The 16,086-nt window shown below is 62.9% G+C and carries 14 protein-coding genes; 4 read left to right on the top strand and 10 right to left on the bottom strand.

Annotation, left to right across the window (positions count from 1 at the left end; genetic code table 11):
- The first annotated feature begins 65 nt into the window (after nt 1-65).
- The 3 genes from dbpA to yccS all read left to right on the top strand — a co-directional run bounded on the left by dbpA (nt 66) and on the right by yccS (nt 5,082).
- A complete protein-coding gene (dbpA, locus tag I8746_RS00930; protein ID WP_259674043.1) occupies nt 66-1,403 on the top strand; it encodes an ATP-dependent RNA helicase DbpA in 1,338 nt (445 codons plus the stop codon).
- 122 nt (nt 1,404-1,525) lie between these two features.
- Nucleotides 1,526-2,707 (top strand): NAD(P)/FAD-dependent oxidoreductase, encoded by a 1,182-nt coding sequence (locus tag I8746_RS00935; RefSeq protein ID WP_054889350.1) that lies wholly within the window; start codon nt 1,526-1,528, stop codon nt 2,705-2,707.
- Between the two features lie 191 nt (nt 2,708-2,898).
- Nucleotides 2,899-5,082: a YccS family putative transporter gene (gene yccS / locus I8746_RS00940; protein WP_012053890.1), complete on the top strand. Its 2,184-nt coding sequence runs from the start codon at nt 2,899-2,901 to the stop codon at nt 5,080-5,082.
- 18 nt (nt 5,083-5,100) lie between these two features.
- Here yccS and I8746_RS00945 read toward each other — a convergent pair whose 3' ends face one another.
- Nucleotides 5,101-5,838 carry an ABC transporter substrate-binding protein gene (locus I8746_RS00945; RefSeq protein WP_041168540.1) on the bottom strand — a complete coding sequence of 246 codons (738 nt, stop codon included), beginning with the start codon at nt 5,836-5,838 and terminating at the stop codon, nt 5,101-5,103.
- A gap of 153 nt (nt 5,839-5,991) precedes the next feature.
- On the opposite strand from I8746_RS00945, the gene I8746_RS00950 reads away from it, so the two are divergent.
- On the top strand, nt 5,992-6,444 hold the full coding sequence (locus tag I8746_RS00950) for a GNAT family N-acetyltransferase (RefSeq protein ID WP_012053892.1): 453 nt from the start codon (nt 5,992-5,994) through the stop codon (nt 6,442-6,444).
- A gap of 116 nt (nt 6,445-6,560) precedes the next feature.
- Here the strand turns inward: I8746_RS00950 and I8746_RS00955 are convergent, their stop codons facing one another.
- From I8746_RS00955 to tkt, 9 genes are all read right to left on the bottom strand, one after another.
- Complete coding sequence (locus I8746_RS00955) at nt 6,561-6,857, bottom strand: helix-turn-helix domain-containing protein (RefSeq protein WP_003249396.1); 297 nt, start codon at nt 6,855-6,857, stop codon at nt 6,561-6,563.
- Nucleotides 6,858-6,869: 12 nt separating this feature from the next.
- Entirely contained in the window at nt 6,870-7,370 is a 501-nt protein-coding gene (locus I8746_RS00960; RefSeq protein ID WP_003249394.1) for a M48 family metallopeptidase, read from the bottom strand.
- Between the two features lie 39 nt (nt 7,371-7,409).
- Nucleotides 7,410-9,536 (bottom strand): bifunctional diguanylate cyclase/phosphodiesterase, encoded by a 2,127-nt coding sequence (locus I8746_RS00965; RefSeq protein WP_221099833.1) that lies wholly within the window; start codon nt 9,534-9,536, stop codon nt 7,410-7,412.
- 212 nt (nt 9,537-9,748) lie between these two features.
- The gene (gene fba / locus I8746_RS00970) at nt 9,749-10,813 is read right to left on the bottom strand and encodes a class II fructose-bisphosphate aldolase (RefSeq protein WP_010955535.1); all 1,065 of its coding nucleotides are present in this window, start codon (nt 10,811-10,813) and stop codon (nt 9,749-9,751) included.
- A gap of 100 nt (nt 10,814-10,913) precedes the next feature.
- Nucleotides 10,914-11,243: an MliC family protein gene (locus tag I8746_RS00975; RefSeq protein ID WP_004576614.1), complete on the bottom strand. Its 330-nt coding sequence runs from the start codon at nt 11,241-11,243 to the stop codon at nt 10,914-10,916.
- A gap of 78 nt (nt 11,244-11,321) precedes the next feature.
- The gene (locus I8746_RS00980; protein WP_003249384.1) at nt 11,322-11,573 is read right to left on the bottom strand and encodes a hypothetical protein; all 252 of its coding nucleotides are present in this window, start codon (nt 11,571-11,573) and stop codon (nt 11,322-11,324) included.
- The gene (locus I8746_RS00985) at nt 11,573-12,736 is read right to left on the bottom strand and encodes a phosphoglycerate kinase (RefSeq protein ID WP_003249382.1); all 1,164 of its coding nucleotides are present in this window, start codon (nt 12,734-12,736) and stop codon (nt 11,573-11,575) included. The genes I8746_RS00980 and I8746_RS00985 overlap by 1 nt, the downstream gene beginning before the upstream one ends.
- Before the next feature lie 12 nt (nt 12,737-12,748).
- Nucleotides 12,749-13,810 (bottom strand): erythrose-4-phosphate dehydrogenase, encoded by a 1,062-nt coding sequence (gene epd / locus I8746_RS00990; protein WP_003249381.1) that lies wholly within the window; start codon nt 13,808-13,810, stop codon nt 12,749-12,751.
- A gap of 190 nt (nt 13,811-14,000) precedes the next feature.
- A complete protein-coding gene (tkt, locus tag I8746_RS00995) occupies nt 14,001-15,998 on the bottom strand; it encodes a transketolase (RefSeq protein ID WP_012053896.1) in 1,998 nt (665 codons plus the stop codon).
- Between the last annotated feature and the right edge of the window lie 88 nt (nt 15,999-16,086).

Raw genomic sequence — 16,086 nt, forward strand, 5'->3', positions numbered from 1 at the left:
CACCGCAGGCCCGCCTCGTGACCACCGAATCCACCGCCTTTGCCACCTTGCCGCTGTCCACTGCCATGCTGGCCAACCTGGAAGCCCTCGGCTATGCCTCGATGACGCCGATCCAGGCCCAGAGCCTGCCTGTCATCCTCAAAGGCCAGGACCTGATCGCCCAGGCCAAGACCGGTAGCGGCAAGACTGCCGCCTTCGGCATCGGCCTGCTCAACCCGATCAACCCGCGCTACTTCGGCTGCCAGGCGTTGGTGCTCTGTCCTACCCGCGAACTCGCCGACCAGGTGGCCAAGGAGCTGCGCCGCCTGGCCCGTGCCGAGGACAACATCAAGATCCTGACCCTGTGCGGCGGCGTTTCACTGGGCCCACAGATCGCTTCGCTGGAGCACGGTGCGCACATCATCGTCGGCACCCCAGGGCGCATCCAGCAGCACCTGGACAAAGGCACCCTGGTCCTGGACGGGTTGAACACCCTGGTGCTGGACGAAGCCGACCGCATGCTCGACATGGGCTTCTTCGACGCCATCGCCAGCATCATCGGCAAGACCCCTTCGCGCCGCCAGACCCTGCTGTTCTCGGCCACCTACCCGGCCGGCATCAAGCAACTGGCCGCCGACTTCATGCGCAACCCGCAGCAGGTCAAGGTCGAAAGCCTGCACACCGACAACCAGATCGAGCAGCGTTTCATCGAGATTGACCCGCAGCAACGCCTGGAAGCCGTCACCCGCGTGCTCGGCCACTACCGCCCGCAGTCGTGCGTAGCGTTCTGCTTCACCAAGCAGCAATGCGAGGACGTGGTTGCCCACCTGACCGCCAAGGGCATCGTCGCCCAGGCCCTGCACGGCGACCTGGAGCAGCGCGACCGTGACCAGGTGCTGACCATGTTCGCCAACCGCAGCAGCTCGGTGCTGGTGGCTACCGACGTGGCCGCGCGCGGCCTGGACATCGATGGCCTGGACATGGTCATCAACGTGGAGCTGGCGCGTGATGCGGAAATCCACGTGCACCGCGTGGGCCGTACCGGCCGCGCCGGCGAGAAAGGCGTTGCGGTCAGCCTGGTGGCACCGGCCGAAGGCCACCGCGCCCAGGCCATCGAAGCGCTGCAGAAGAGCCCGCTGCGCTGGGACCAGCTGGACAGCCTGAAAAACAAGGGCGGCGAGCCCCTGCTGCCGGTGATGACCACACTGTGCATTGCCGCTGGCCGCAAGGACAAGCTGCGCCCTGGCGACATCCTGGGGGCCTTGACCGGTGATGCCGGCATCCCGGCCAAGCAAGTGGGCAAGATCGCCATCTTCGACTTCCAGGCGTTTGTGGCCGTGGAGCGTGCGCTCGCCAAGCAGGCCATGCAGCGACTGAACAGCGGCAAGATCAAGGGTCGCGCCCTGAAAGTCCGCATTATCTAAAGCCAGGCAAAGCCCCCTGTAGGAGCGGGTTTACCCGCGAATGCGGCAGTAAATGCATCGTCGCATTCGCGGGTGAACCCGCCCCCACAGGGTTCAGCATTTCAAATCTGAAGGTTCATACCGTGCACTCCACCGACGTGATCATCCTTGGCGCCGGCGCCGCCGGCCTGATGTGCGCCCAGCTCAGTGCCCGTCGCGGCCGCCGGGTGCTGCTGCTCGACCACGCCAACAAGCCAGGCAAGAAAATCCTCATGTCCGGCGGCGGGCGCTGCAACTTCACCAACCTGTACACCGAGCCGGCCAACTTCCTTTCGCACAACGCGCACTTCTGCAAGTCGGCCCTGGCCCGCTACACCCAGTGGGACTTCATCGAGCTGGTGTGCAAGCACGGCGTGGCGTACCACGAGAAGAAGCTCGGCCAGCTGTTCTGTGACAACAAGGCCAGCGACATCCTCGACATGCTGCTGGCCGAGTGCGACGAGGCCGGTGCCGAGATCCGCATGCACACCAGCATCGAACAGATCGAGAAGACCGAAAGCGGCTACCTGCTGCAGACCAGCGGCGGCCAGTTCACCTGCCAGTCGCTGGTCATCGCCACTGGCGGCCTGTCGATCCCGACCCTAGGCGCCACCGGTTTCGGCTACCAGGTGGCACGCCAGTTCGGCCACACCCTGCTGCCAACCCGCGCCGGGCTGGTGCCATTCACCATCACTGAGCCCCAACTCAAGGCGATGTGCACCGAATTGTCCGGCACCTCACTGGACTGCACCGCCAGCTGCAATGGCACCAGCTTCCGCGAAAACCTGCTGTTCACGCACCGCGGCCTTAGCGGCCCGGCGATCTTGCAGATCTCGTCGTTCTGGGAAGCCGGTGACACGGTCGAGATCAACCTGCTGCCCGACCGGGATGCGCTGACCTGGCTGCAACAGATGCAGGCCGAGCGCGCCAATGCCGAACTGAAGACCGTGCTGGGCGAGGTGTTCACTCGCAAGCTGGCTAACTTGCTGGCCGAGCAGTGGTTCGAATCGAAGCCGATGAAGCAGTACACACCGGCGGAACTGGCGCACATCGCCGAAAAGCTGGCGAACTGGCAAGTGGTGCCAGCCGGCACCGAAGGCTACCGCACCGCCGAAGTGACCCTGGGCGGCGTGGATACCCGCGAGGTGTCGTCCAAGACCATGGAGTCGCTGAAAAGCCCCGGTTTGTACTTCATCGGTGAAGTGCTGGATGTCACCGGCCACCTGGGCGGTTTCAACTTCCAGTGGGCCTGGGCATCGGCGAACGCCGCCGCGCAGTTCGTGTAGAGTAGAATCCTTTCAGCAGCACGGAACGCTTCTTGCTGGCCCGTGCTTGGAGCCGTTATCAGGGCCGCTGCGCGCCCCCACTGGGACCTGTGTCGTACGTGTGGGAGCGGGCGTGCCCGCGAAGGGGCGCGAAGCGGCCCCAATAACCGGCCCTGAAAGGTATTCTTCTGATCACCGCCTGGCAGGCCATCATGTCATCGAGCTCGTTCCGTCAGTCACTGCGTCGCCTGTGGGGCCAAGACAAGTTCAGCTACAGCATCCGGGTCACCATTGCCCTCACCGGCAGCCTGGCCCTGTGCTGGTACCAGAACGAGATGGCCCTGCTGATTCCGCTGTTCCTCGGCATCATCGCCAGCGCCCTGGCCGAAACCGACGACAGCTGGCAGGGCCGCCTCAGCGCCCTGGCCGTTACCCTGGTGTGCTTCGCTATCGCTGCACTGGCAGTCGAGTTGCTGTTCCCCTACCCCTGGATCTTCGTCATTGCCCTGGCCCTGGCGGCCTTTGGCCTGACCATGCTCGGGGCGCTGGGCGAGCGCTACGGCGCCATCGCTTCGGCCACCTTGATCACTTCGGTCTACACCATGATCGGCGTGGACCAGCGCGGCGGTCAGGTCACCGACTTCTGGCACGAACCGCTGCTGCTGGTGGCAGGTGCGGCCTGGTACGGGCTGTTGTCGGTGCTGTGGCAGGCGCTGTTTTCCAACCAGCCGGTACAACAGAGCCTGGCCAAACTGTTCTTCGAGCTGGGCAGCTACCTGAAGCTCAAGGCCAGCCTGTTTGAACCGGTCCGCACGCTCGACGTCGAGGCACGGCGCCTGGAACTGGCCCAGCAGAACGGCAAGGTGGTGGCCGCGCTGAACGCAGCCAAGGAGATCATCCTGCACCGGGTGGGCAACAGCCAACCCAACTCGAAGGTAAGCCGCTACCTCAAGCTGTACTTCCTGGCCCAGGACATCCACGAGCGTGTCAGTGCCTCGCACTACCCCTACAACGCACTGACCGAGGCGTTTTTCCACAGCGACGTCATGTTCCGCTGCCAGCGCCTGTTGCGTAAGCAGGGTTCATCCTGCCAGGAACTGGCCCGCTCGATCCGCCTGCGCCAACCATTCGTGCTGGCCAGCGGTTATCCAGAAGCCCTCGAAGACCTCAACGCCTCGCTGGAGCACCTGCGCATCCAGAGCAACCCGGCCTGGCGCGGCCTGTTGCGCTCACTGCGGGCACTCGCCGCCAACCTGGCAACACTGGACCGCCTGCTCAGTGCCGCCAGCAACCCGGACAGCCTGGCCGACGCCAGCGACAGCAGCCTGCTCGACCGCTCGCCGCGCTCGCTGAAGGACGTGTGGACGCGCCTGCGCACCCAGCTCACACCGACCTCGCTGTTGTTCCGCCATGCCTTGCGCCTGCCGCTGGCGCTGTCGATCGGCTATGGCATGGTGCACCTGATTCACCCGACCCAGGGCTACTGGATCATCCTCACCACGCTGTTCGTGTGCCAGCCCAACTACGGGGCCACGCGGCGCAAGCTGGTGCAGCGAATCTTCGGCACTGCCGTTGGCCTGACAGTGGGTTGGGCCTTGTTCGACCTGTTCCCCAACCCGGTCATCCAGTCGTTGTTCGCCGTGGTTGCCGGGGTGGTGTTCTTCGTCAACCGCACCACCCGCTACACCCTGGCCACTGCCGCGATCACCCTGATGGTGCTGTTCTGCTTCAACCAGATCGGCGATGGCTACGGCCTGTTCCTGCCACGCCTGTTCGATACCCTGGTCGGCAGCCTGATTGCCATTCTTGCAGTGTTCCTGTTCCTGCCTGACTGGCAGGGCCGACGGCTGAACAAGGCGCTGGCCAATACCCTGGCCTGCGCCAGCGTTTACCTGCGCCAGATCATGCAGCAGTACGCCCACGGCAAGCGCGACGACCTGGCCTACCGCCTGGCCCGGCGCAATGCCCACAACGCTGACGCGGCGCTGTCCACCACCTTGGCCAACATGCTGATGGAGCCGGGGCATTTCCGTAAGGAGGCCGACGTTGGCTTTCGCTTCCTGGTGCTGTCGCACACGTTGCTCAGCTACCTCTCGGGGTTAGGCGCGCACCGCGACACGGCGTTGCCAGCAGAGGTGCAGGAGCAGTTGATCGAAGGCGCCGGGCAAAGCCTGGCCAGCAGCCTGGATGAGATTGCCAACGGCCTGGCCGCACGGCTGCCGGTGGCGATTCACAGTGATGCCGAAGAGGCGCTGGCCAATGCCCTGGAGCAGATGCCGGAAGATCTGGATGAGCATCAGCGGCTGGTGCAGACGCAGCTGGCGTTGATATGCCGCCAGCTGGGGCCACTGCGGACCCTGGCGGCACACCTGATCAAGGAGAATGCCCCGGCCTGATCGTTTTAGTGCCTGTGCTCAAAAGCCATACTGACGCAGCAGCCGGGCATAGCTGCCATCGGCCTTCATCGCCGCTATCGCCTGCTCGAAGCGCTCGACGATCCGATCATGCTCCGGGTGCTTCAGGCTGACCAGAATATGCAGGGTGTTCTCCCCCAGCGGCGGATCCACCAGCATCACCCCATCACGCACATCCTGCGGCTCACGCTGCAGGTTGTAGCGGGCCACGTACTCGTCTTCCACCGCCAGGCTTACCCGCCCTGCCGCCAACATGCGTACCGCAGAAGAAAAGTTGCGCACCGGCACTTTGTGCAGACGGGGATCCCCGTCGAATTCCGGTGAATAGGCGTAATCACGCACTACGGCAATGCTATAGGCATAAAGGTCAGACAGACGCTTGTAGCTAAACGCCTCGCCCTTACGCTGCAGCAGGCGAATACGATTACTCAGGTAGGCGCTGGAGAATTGCCCGATATTGGCGCGCGAGTCGTTGTACCAGGCATTGATCAGCACGTCGTAGCGCCCTTCACCTACCCCCAGCAACGCACGCGCCCACGGCACCTCTTCATAGCCGCTGGCGTAGCCGGCACGCGCCAGTGCCGTGGTAACGATGCTGGTCGCAAGGCCGCCGCCCGGCATCTTGGCATCGGTGAACGGTGGCCAGTTGTCGGCCACCAGGCGTAGCTTGGCGTGACCCGGGGAAGGTGTTGCCAGCATCGTTGCCAGTAAACCCAGAACACAAAGCAGTGGCCGCATGCTCACGTCCTTTCGCAATGGAGGGCAACACTGCCAGTGAGATTACACAAAGCGCTTGCCGAGGGCAGCGGCCAATAGTGTCATTTAGCCTCTATTTTGGCCGAAGCACGTGCAGCATGCGATGATCGAGCCTCATCCAAGGAGTTCGTGCCCATGTCAATCGACTGGCTCTGCAAGCACCACACCGACCTCGGCAAGGAGCAGCTCTATGCCATTTTGCAGCTACGCACTGAAGTACTCGTGGTGGAGCAGCGCCACGCCTACCAGGAAGTCGATGGTCAGGACCTGACTGGCGATACCCTGCACCTCATGGCCTGGCAGGAAGACAAGCTGGTGGCCTACCTGCGCCTGCTGGATCCGCAGTCACAAGGTGGGGATGTGGTGATCGGACGAGTGGTGACATCAGCGCAGGCACGAGGTTTGAACCTTGAAGAAAGCTTGCTGCTGAAGGGGCTGGAGGCGGCGGAGCATTGTTGGCCGGGGGTGCCGGTTTTTCTGTCGGCTCAGGCGCACTTGCAGGATTTCTATGCCCGCCATGGGTTTGCGGTGGTGAGCGGCGAGTCGCTGGTGGACGGCATCTCGTCTATCGGCATGCGTAGGGGTTGAGTCAACCGTGTGGTAGCGGGCCTGCCCGCGAGGCAGGCACTGAGGGGGATGGCACGGGCTTCGCCCGTGTTCGCGGGGAAACCCGCTCCTACGGGCGACCGCGCAGGCTTTTCAAATCAGGGGTAGCCCAGCACTTCGCGGATTTGCCGCAAGTGACGGATGATCCACTGCTTGTCGATCGCTCCCCAATCATGAATGCGATAATGCCCGGCGTGGTTGCGTGCGCCTTCCTGCTGTTCGAACTCGCAGACGATGTCCAGGTCGGCCAGCGCGGCGATAGTGTCCTGAGCTGTACGACGGGGCATGCCGGTGGCCTCCATCAGGGCGGGCACGCTGGTCGCGGTCTGGCTATCGATCAGCCAGGCCACGTACAGGCGGCGGTAGAAGCTGCTCTTGGTCTTGCTCACTTCCATGCTGCATGTTCCTTAGAGGTTGCCCGGCAGCTCCCGGTAGGTCAGGTAGACGCGCAGGTCGAATTCCAGTTGGTGATAGTCCGGCTCCATGTGCTGGCAGAGCTGGTAGAACGCTTTGTTGTGATCTCGCTCGCGCAGGTGCGCCAACTCGTGCACAACAATCATGCGCAAGAACTGTGGCGCGGCCTCCTTGAACAGCGAGGCAATGCGGATTTCCTTCTTCGCCTTGAGCTTGCCACCCTGCACCCGCGACACCGCCGTGTTCAAGCCCAGGGCCCGATGCGTCAGATCGAGGCGGCTGTCGAACAATACCTTGTCCAGGTTTGGCGCACTTCGCAGGTACTGTTGGCGCAGATCCTGGGCATAGCCATACAGCGCCTTGTCGCTTTGCACGTCATGGCGGTCAGGGTAACGGCGCTGCAGGTATTCACCCAGGCGGTCGCTGTCGATCATCTGCCGCACCTGCGCCTGCAGGTGCGGGGGGTAGGCTTGCAAGTAACGTAGTACGGTCATGGCGCTGTATTCGGCGTAACGAATGCCGATTCTAGCCAATCACGGCCCTGGCCAGGAGAAAATTGCCGGGAAGCCGCTAGCGTCAGCAGCGGTCATCGGATAAGCCACCAGGAAACCCTGAACGTATTCGCAACCATTGGCCTTGAGCCAGGCGGCCTGCGCCGGGGTCTCCACACCCTCGGCGATCACCGTGATACGGTAGTCGGCGCACAGGCCGATCACGCTGCGAACCAACGCAGCATCTACCGCCGAATCGGGCAGACGGGCCACCAGATGCCGGTCAAGCTTGAGGGTGTCGATAGGCAGGTCGCGCAGCATGCGCAACGAACAGTCACCCGCACCAAAGTCATCCAGGGCCACCCTCACGCCCAGCTCACGCAAGCGGTGTATCTGTTTGACGGCCGCGTCGATGTTATACATCAGCGACGTTTCCGCCACTTCCACCTCCAACTGCGTCGGGACAAGCTGGTAAAGCTGGATGACCCGTTGCAGTTCCTCGACCAGGCCAGGCATGACGAACTGCGCGCGGCTCAGGCTGATGCCGAGCACAAGGTCCGGCGGAAACCTGTCGTACCAGGCCTGCCGCTGCGCGGCCCCCTGGCGGTAGATCCAGCTGGCCAGGCGATTGATCAGCCGCGCTTCTTCCAGCAACGGGATGAACAGCCCCGGCGGTACATCGCCAACGCTGGGGTGCTGCCAGCGCAGCAACGCCTCGAAACCACGCAGGCGGCCATCGTGGAAGGCGACCTGTGGCTGATACACCAAGGTAAAGTCCTGCTGCTCGATGGCCGTGCGCACGCTGTCCTCGAGCATCAATCGCGAGCGCGCCCGTCCGTTGAGTTCCTGGTCGTAGAAGCGGTATTGCTGACGCCCCGCTTGCTTGGCTGCGTACATCGCTGCATCGGCCGAACGCAGCAGGCCTTCAACATTGGCGCCACAGTCCGGGTAGGTGGCAATGCCGATGCTGACCCCAAGGCATACATCGAGCCCGTCGACCTCATGGCTGATGGAAACACGCTCGAGCAACCGCTCGGCATAACGCCCGGCCTGCTCCGGGTAGGGCAAGCTGTCGAACAGTGCAGTGAACTCATCCCCGCCCATACGCGCCAGCAAGGCCTCACTGCCCAGGCAGTCCTTGAGCTGCTCGGCCACCCAGCGCAACACCCGGTCGCCCGCGTCGTGGCCGAGCGAGTCGTTGATGCGCTTGAAGCCATCCAGGTCCATGTACATCAGCGCCTGCGCCTTGTCCGAGCGCTCGTTGCGCAACAGAGCACCTTCAGCAGCCTGGTAAAAACCACGGCGGTTGAGCAGGCCGGTGAGCGGGTCGGTAATGGCCTGGTATTCCAGCTGCTGGTGCAAGTTACGCACCACCGACATGTCCAGCACAGTCACCACCATGGCCTGTTGGTCGGCCGGCAACGGCGCACAGGACAGCGCCACCGGCACAAGCTCCCCCCCTTGGGTCCGCAGTTGGGCATCATGTACGCGGAAGATCTGCCGCCCCTGGTAGGCCTTGTAGAAGTCCGACTCGCGCCACAGGCTGGTACTGGTCAGTTGCACAACGTCGAGCAATGGGGTGCCCTGCAGTTGTTGCACCGGTGCCGCCAGCAAACGGGAAATGGCCGGATTGGCAAAACTGATGATGCCATGGGCATCAACCACCAGAATGCCTTCGGCGGCATTCTCCAGGATGGACGCATTGAATGCCCTGGCCGCCTCCAGTTCGCGACTGAGCTGCTGCAGCATGCGCCGGTTGCGCTGCTGGTCGAGCAGCGCCTGGACTTTGGGTTTGAGTATTTGCGGGTCGAACGGTTTGAACATGTAGTCCACGGCGCCGCTGGCGTAGCCTTTGAGCACGGCCGCGTCGGACTGTTCGTTGGCGGTGAGGAAAATGATCGGGGTCAGTCGAGTACGCTGATTGCCGCGCATCAGCCGGGCGACTTCAAAGCCGTCCATTTCCGGCATCTGTACATCCATCAACACCAGGTCGACTTCGTACTCAAGCAACGCGCTCAAGGCTTCTATCCCAGAGCTCGCCGTCAATACTTGCCAATCCTGCCGGGCCAGCAAGGCCCGCATGCTGATGAGGTTCTCGGGGTAGTCGTCTACCACCAGAAGAACTGAGCCGCCATCCAGTGGCTGCTGTTGAGGGTAAGCGCCATCCATGCTGCTTCTCTGTTATGTGACCGACTTCAAAATACGGTTGGATCCATTAGTACTCTAGTCCTGAGGCTGCAACACGCAATGCAATCAGAACGCTATCAGTGGTTAAACTGTACGGTAGCCGACTAACGGTCGGTCTGCCGGAATTATGTACGGGTTTCCATCGCCCATAAAAAAACCCGCATCACTGCGGGTTTTTCAGGGTTACCTGTCGATCAGTTGACCTTGGCGGCCAGTTCACCTTTCAGGTAGCGCTGGTACATACCTTCCAGAGAGATCGGCTTGATCTTCGAAGCATTGCCCGCGGTGCCGAAGGCTTCATAACGTGCGATGCACACGTCGCGCATGGCCTTGATGGTTTCACCGAAGAACTTGCGTGGGTCGAACTCGCTCGGGTTCTGCGCCATCAGACGGCGCATGGCACCGGTAGAGGCCAGACGCAGGTCGGTATCGATGTTGACCTTGCGCACGCCATGCTTGATGCCTTCAACGATTTCTTCGACCGGTACACCGTAGGTTTCTTTGATGTCGCCGCCGTACTGGTTGATGATCGCCAGCCACTCTTGCGGTACCGAGGACGAACCGTGCATCACCAGGTGGGTGTTGGGGATGCGCTTGTGGATTTCCTTGATACGATCGATGGCCAGCACGTCACCGGTTGGTGGCTTGGTGAACTTGTAGGCACCGTGGCTGGTACCGATGGCGATCGCCAGGGCGTCGACCTGGGTCTTCTTGACGAAGTCGGCGGCTTCTTCCGGGTCGGTCAGCATCTGGCTGTGATCCAGCACGCCTTCGGCGCCGATCCCGTCTTCTTCACCGGCCATGCCGGTTTCCAGGGAACCCAGGCAGCCCAGTTCGCCTTCAACCGAAACGCCGCAGGCGTGAGCCATGGCAACGGTCTGCTGGGTAACGCGGACGTTGTACTCGTAGTCGGTCGGGGTCTTGCCGTCTTCACCCAGCGAACCGTCCATCATGACCGAGCTGAAGCCCAGCTGGATCGAGCGCTGGCAGACGTCAGGGCTGGTACCGTGGTCCTGGTGCATGCACACCGGGATGTGCGGGAACTCTTCGATGGCAGCCAGGATCAGGTGGCGCAGGAATGGCGCACCCGCGTATTTGCGGGCACCGGCCGAAGCCTGAACGATCACCGGGGAGTCGGTCTTGTCGGCCGCTTCCATGATGGCGCGCATCTGCTCGAGGTTGTTGACGTTGAAAGCTGGTACGCCGTAGCCGAACTCGGCGGCGTGGTCCAGCATCTGGCGCATGCTAATGAGTGCCATTGTGTATCTCTCTCCCGACAAGCGTCGTTTGTTTCGTGCAAGCCTGCCGCAGGGGCGGTTGCTGTTCAAGTAGTGTGGGCCACCCTCGCGGCCCGGCCAGTCACGGTGCCTTGCAGCCCCGCCCAATCAGATCGTTGGTTGCCACCCAGTACACCAGGCCTTCTTCGCCCTTGGTGTGGAAGGCCAGCATGCCATCGCTGTACAGCGCACCCGAGGCACCCGGTTCAGCCTTGAGCCGGTACACCTGGTCGCCGCCGCCAAGGCGCACGTCAACCTGGTCACGTTGCGCATCGGCGAAGCGCCAAAGCACCTCAGCCTGGGTGTCGCAGACCCAACGGGTCCAGTTGTCTGCCGGGGCCGGTTGCGCCGGCTGCAGCAGTGAGCATCCTGCCAGTGTCGCCAGGGCCGTCACGGCCAAAAGCGCTTTCATTCAGTTTCCTCGATTTGGGGCTGCTGTGCAGCCCTTCCTCAAGACCACAAATCAACGTTCAGGTTGCCTATTACCCGATCAAGGGCAACCCGGCGCCTTGCGCTGGTGGTCTTCGTCGTACTTTTCCAGGCCTTCCGGGCCCACGCGCTTGCCGATGACCGGCACAGTCTCGGCCTGCCAGTCGGACTGATAGCAACCGCCCTTGTGCGACTGCGCCGGGTCGGCATCCGAGGCCGGGCTGCCCGCGCAAGCGCTCAGCAGACCGGCCAGCATCATCACAGGCAATTGTTTGACCACCAGGCCACTCCCTTTGCCAAGCGCCGACGTCATCAGGCCTTGGCCCGCTCTTCCAGGATTGCCACAGCTGGCAGGACCTTGCCCTCGACGAACTCGAGGAAGGCGCCACCACCGGTAGAAATGTAGGAGATTTCCTTGCTGACGCCATATTTGTCGATGGCTGCCAGGGTGTCACCGCCACCGGCGATGGAGAACGCGGCGCTGTCGGCGATGGCCTTGGCCAGTACCTTGGTGCCGTTGCCGAACTGATCGAATTCGAACACGCCCACCGGGCCGTTCCACAGAATGGTTTTCGACGATTTCAGCAGCTCGGCGAAGTTGGCCGCGGTTTGCGGGCCGATGTCCAGGATCATGTCGTCGGCAGCAACGTCGGCGATGGCCTTGACGGTGGCTTCGGCGGTCTCGGCAAACTCCTTGGCAACCACCACATCAACTGGCAGCGGCACGCTGACCTTGGCAGCAATGGCCTTGGCGGTGTCGACCAGGTCAGGCTCGTACAGCGACTTGCCCACCGGGTGGCCAGCAGCGGCCAGGAAGGTGTTGGCAATACCGCCACCGACGATCAGCTGGTCGCAAACACTGCTCAGGCTGTTCAGCACGTCCAGTTTGGTGGAAACCTTGGAGCCGGCAACGATGGCCGCCATTGGCTTGGCCGGGGCCTTCAGGGCCTTGCCCAGGGCGTCCAGTTCGGCAGCCAGCAGCGGGCCTGCAGCAGCGACTTTGGCAAACTTGGCTACACCGTGAGTGGAACCCTCGGCGCGGTGGGCGGTGCCGAAGGCGTCCATGACGAACACGTCGCACAGGGCAGCGTACTTCTGCGCCAGCTCGTCGGCGTTCTTTTTCTCGCCCTTGTTGAAGCGCACATTCTCGAACAGCACCAGTTCACCGGCCTGTACCGCGACACCGTCCAGATAGTCGGCAACCAGCGGCACATCACGGCCCAGGGCCTTGCTCAGGTAATCGGCGACCGGCTTGAGGCTGTTCTCGGCAGAGAATTCGCCTTCGGTCGGGCGGCCCAGGTGCGAGCAGACCATTACCGCTGCGCCCTTCTCCAGGGCCAGCTTGATGGTCGGCAGCGCTGCCAGGATACGCGCATCGCTGGCTACCACACCGTCCTTCACAGGCACGTTGAGGTCTTCGCGGATCAGTACGCGCTTACCTTGCAGGTCGAGGTCGGTCATCTTCAACACGGTCATGAATGCAGTCCTTCAGGGCTGTTTGTTGCGGGTTGGGTGAACGACGTGCAGAAAGTGTTCGGCAACGTCGAGCATACGGTTGGCAAAACCCCATTCGTTGTCGAACCACGCCAGCAGGTTTACCAGGCGGGGCCCGGAAACACGCGTCTGGCTGGCATCGACGATCGCCGAATGTGGGTCATGGTTGAAATCACAACTGGCGTGCGGCAGCTCGGTGTAAGCCAGCAAGCCTTTAAGCGGACCTTCCAGCGCAGCCTCGCGCAGCACTCGGTTGACTTCGGCCGCACTGGTGTCGCGGGCAGTCTGCAGGGTGATGTCCAGGCACGAGACGTTGACGGTCGGTACACGTACCGCTTTGGCCTGGATTCGCCCGGCAAGTTCCGGAAGCAGGCGCTCGATGCCACGCGCCAGGCCAGTGGAGACGGGAATCACCGACTGGAAGGCCGAACGCGTGCGGCGCAGGTCTTCGTGGTGATAGGCATCGATCACCGGCTGGTCGTTCATCGCCGAGTGGATGGTGGTGATCTGCACATATTCGATGCCGAACGCCTGGTCCAGCACACGCAGCAGCGGCACGCCGCAGTTGGTGGTGCACGAGGCGTTGGACACCAGGCGCTCGCTGCCGGTAAGGCAGGCCTGGTTGATGCCGTAGACCACCGTGGCGTCAACGTCGGCCTCGCTGGCCATGGGCTGCGAGAACAGCACCCTTGGCGCACCGGCGTCGAGGAAACGCTGGCCATCGGCACGGGTGTTATAGGCACCGGAACACTCCAGCACCAGGTCGATGCCCAGCGCAGCCCAGTCGATGCCTTCGGGGGTGGCACTGCGCATTACCTTCACGCAATCGCCATTGATGTGCAGACAGTCGCCGTCGACCTTGACCTCGCCGGGAAAACGCCCGTGGGTGGAGTCGAAGCGTGTCAGGTATTCCAGGCTGGCCTGATCGGCCAGATCGTTCAGCGCGACGATCTCGAAACCGGCCTTTGCCCCCCGCTCGAACAGCGCGCGCAGGACACAGCGGCCGATACGGCCATAACCGTTGAGTGCAACTTTGTAGGGACGCGGGTGGGGCATTGGTTGGCTCGCTAACGCATGATGGCTTTGAGGCCGCGTTGCGGCCCATCGCGACGCAAGGCCGCTCCCACAGGGACCGCGCCATCCGGAGGACAGCACCGTTTCTGTGGGAGCGGCCTTGCGTCGCGATGGAGGGCAAAGCCCTCCCCTTGCACGACCTGGAGGGCGTCACTGCCCTCCATTTGTTACATCAGTCTTCCAGCAGCTCTTCGGCAGTACCGAGGATGTTCTCCAGGGTGAAGCCGAACGCTTCGAACAATGCCGAAGCCGGCGCCGACTCACCGTAGGTGGTCATGCCGATGATACGACCTTCCAGGCCGACGTACTTGTACCAGAAGTCAGCGTGGGCAGCTTCGATGGCGATGCGCGCACCGACTTCCAGCGGCAGCACGGACTGCTTGTAGGCAGCGTCCTGGGCATCGAACACGCTGGTGCACGGCATGGAAACCACGCGCACCTTGCGGCCTTGCTCGGTCAGCTTGTCGAAGGCCTGAACAGCCAGGCCCACTTCGGAACCGGTGGCGATCAGAATCAGTTCAGGCTCGCCGGCGCAGTCCTTGAGCACATAGCCACCGCGGCTGATGTCGGCGATCTGCTGGGCATCGCGGTCCTGGTGCTGCAGGTTCTGGCGCGAGAAGATCAGCGCCGATGGGCCGTCCTTGCGCTCCAGGGCGTTTTTCCAGGACACGGCGGATTCCACCGCGTCGGCCGGGCGCCAGGTGTCCAGGTTCGGGGTGCTGCGCAGGCTGGTCAGCTGCTCGATCGGCTGGTGCGTCGGGCCGTCTTCGCCCAGACCGATGGAGTCGTGGGTGTACACGTGGATCACGCGCTGCTTCATCAGGGCCGACATGCGCACGGCGTTGCGGGCGTATTCCATGAACATCAGGAAGGTCGCGCCGTAAGGCACCAGGCCACCGTGCAGGGCAACGCCGTTCATGATGGCGGTCATGCCGAACTCGCGCACGCCGTAGAACACGTAGTTGCCGCTGGCGTCATTGGCTTCGACGCCCTTGCAACCTTTCCACAGGGTCAGGTTGGAGCCGGCCAGGTCGGCCGAACCACCGAGGAACTCGGGCAGCAGCGGGCCGAAGGCGTTCAGGGCGTTCTGGCTGGCCTTGCGGCTGGCGATGGTTTCGCCTTTGGCAGCCACTTCATTGATGTAGGCCTGGGCCTTTTCGCTGAAGTCGGCCGGCAGCTCGCCGCTGGCACGGCGCTTGAACTCGGCAGCCAGCTCCGGGTAGGCCTTGGCGTAGGCGTCGAAGCGCTGGTTCCACTCGGCTTCAACCTTGGCACCGGCGGCCTTGGCATCCCACTCGGCGTAGATGTCGGCCGGGATTTCGAACGGGCCGTGGTTCCAGTTCAGGGCCTGGCGGGTCAGGGCGATTTCGTCGTTGCCCAGCGGGGCACCGTGGCAGTCTTCCTTGCCCTGCTTGTTCGGCGAACCGAAACCGATGGTGGTCTTGCAGCAGATCAGGGTCGGGCGATCGCTCTTGCGGGCGGTCTCGATGGCCATCTTGATTTCTTCGGCATCGTGGCCGTCGACGTTGCGGATCACCTGCCAGTTGTAGGCCTCGAAGCGCGCGGGGGTGTTGTCGGTGAACCAGCCGTGCACTTCGCCATCGATGGAGATGCCGTTGTCGTCATAGAAGGCGATCAGCTTGTTCAGGCCCAGGGTGCCGGCCAGCGAGGCGACTTCATGGGAGATACCTTCCATCATGCAGCCGTCGCCGAGGAACACGTAGGTGTTGTGGTCGACGATGGTGTGGCCGTCACGGTTGAACTGGGCAGCCAGTACTTTTTCTGCCAGGGCGAAGCCCACGGCGTTGGCGATACCCTGGCCGAGCGGGCCGGTGGTGGTTTCAACGCCTGGGGTGTAGCCGTACTCCGGGTGGCCCGGGGTGCGGCTGTGCAGCTGGCGGAAGCCTTTGATGTCATCGATGGTGACGTCGTAGCCGGTCAGGTGCAGCAGCGAGTAGATCAGCATCGAACCGTGGCCGTTGGACAGCACGAAGCGGTCACGGTCGGCGAAGCTCGGGTTGCTCGGGTTGTGCTTCAGGTAGTCGCGCCAAAGCACTTCGGCGATATCCGCCATGCCCATGGGGGCACCTGGGTGGCCGCTGTTGGCCTTTTGCACGGCATCCATGCTGAGGGCACGAATGGCGTTGGCACGTTCACGACGGCTGGGCATCGCTGATCTCCTAGGGGGCTTGAATAGGTGGTGTCACGAAAAAGGCGGCCATTTTCGCCCACTGGGGGCGCTTGGGGCAAACATTTAA

This window comes from Pseudomonas sp. USTB-Z (assembly GCF_019691255.1).
Taxonomy (GTDB): Bacteria; Pseudomonadota; Gammaproteobacteria; order Pseudomonadales; family Pseudomonadaceae; genus Aquipseudomonas; species Aquipseudomonas alloputida.

Bases quoted from the DNA above. Each gene is read 5' to 3' on its own strand.
- dbpA (WP_259674043.1), top strand. From the start codon at position 66: ATGCTGGCCAACCTGGAAGCCCTCGGCTATGCCTCGATGACGCCGATC.
- yccS (WP_012053890.1), top strand. From the start codon at position 2,899: ATGTCATCGAGCTCGTTCCGTCAGTCACTGCGTCGCCTGTGGGGCCAA.
- I8746_RS00945 (WP_041168540.1), bottom strand. From the start codon at position 5,838: ATGCGGCCACTGCTTTGTGTTCTGGGTTTACTGGCAACGATGCTGGCA.
- I8746_RS00950 (WP_012053892.1), top strand. From the start codon at position 5,992: ATGTCAATCGACTGGCTCTGCAAGCACCACACCGACCTCGGCAAGGAG.
- I8746_RS00955 (WP_003249396.1), bottom strand. From the start codon at position 6,857: ATGGAAGTGAGCAAGACCAAGAGCAGCTTCTACCGCCGCCTGTACGTG.
- I8746_RS00960 (WP_003249394.1), bottom strand. From the start codon at position 7,370: ATGACCGTACTACGTTACTTGCAAGCCTACCCCCCGCACCTGCAGGCG.
- I8746_RS00965 (WP_221099833.1), bottom strand. From the start codon at position 9,536: ATGGATGGCGCTTACCCTCAACAGCAGCCACTGGATGGCGGCTCAGTT.
- fba (WP_010955535.1), bottom strand. From the start codon at position 10,813: ATGGCACTCATTAGCATGCGCCAGATGCTGGACCACGCCGCCGAGTTC.
- I8746_RS00975 (WP_004576614.1), bottom strand. From the start codon at position 11,243: ATGAAAGCGCTTTTGGCCGTGACGGCCCTGGCGACACTGGCAGGATGC.
- I8746_RS00980 (WP_003249384.1), bottom strand. From the start codon at position 11,573: ATGACGTCGGCGCTTGGCAAAGGGAGTGGCCTGGTGGTCAAACAATTG.
- I8746_RS00985 (WP_003249382.1), bottom strand. From the start codon at position 12,736: ATGACCGTGTTGAAGATGACCGACCTCGACCTGCAAGGTAAGCGCGTA.
- epd (WP_003249381.1), bottom strand. From the start codon at position 13,810: ATGCCCCACCCGCGTCCCTACAAAGTTGCACTCAACGGTTATGGCCGT.
- tkt (WP_012053896.1), bottom strand. From the start codon at position 15,998: ATGCCCAGCCGTCGTGAACGTGCCAACGCCATTCGTGCCCTCAGCATG.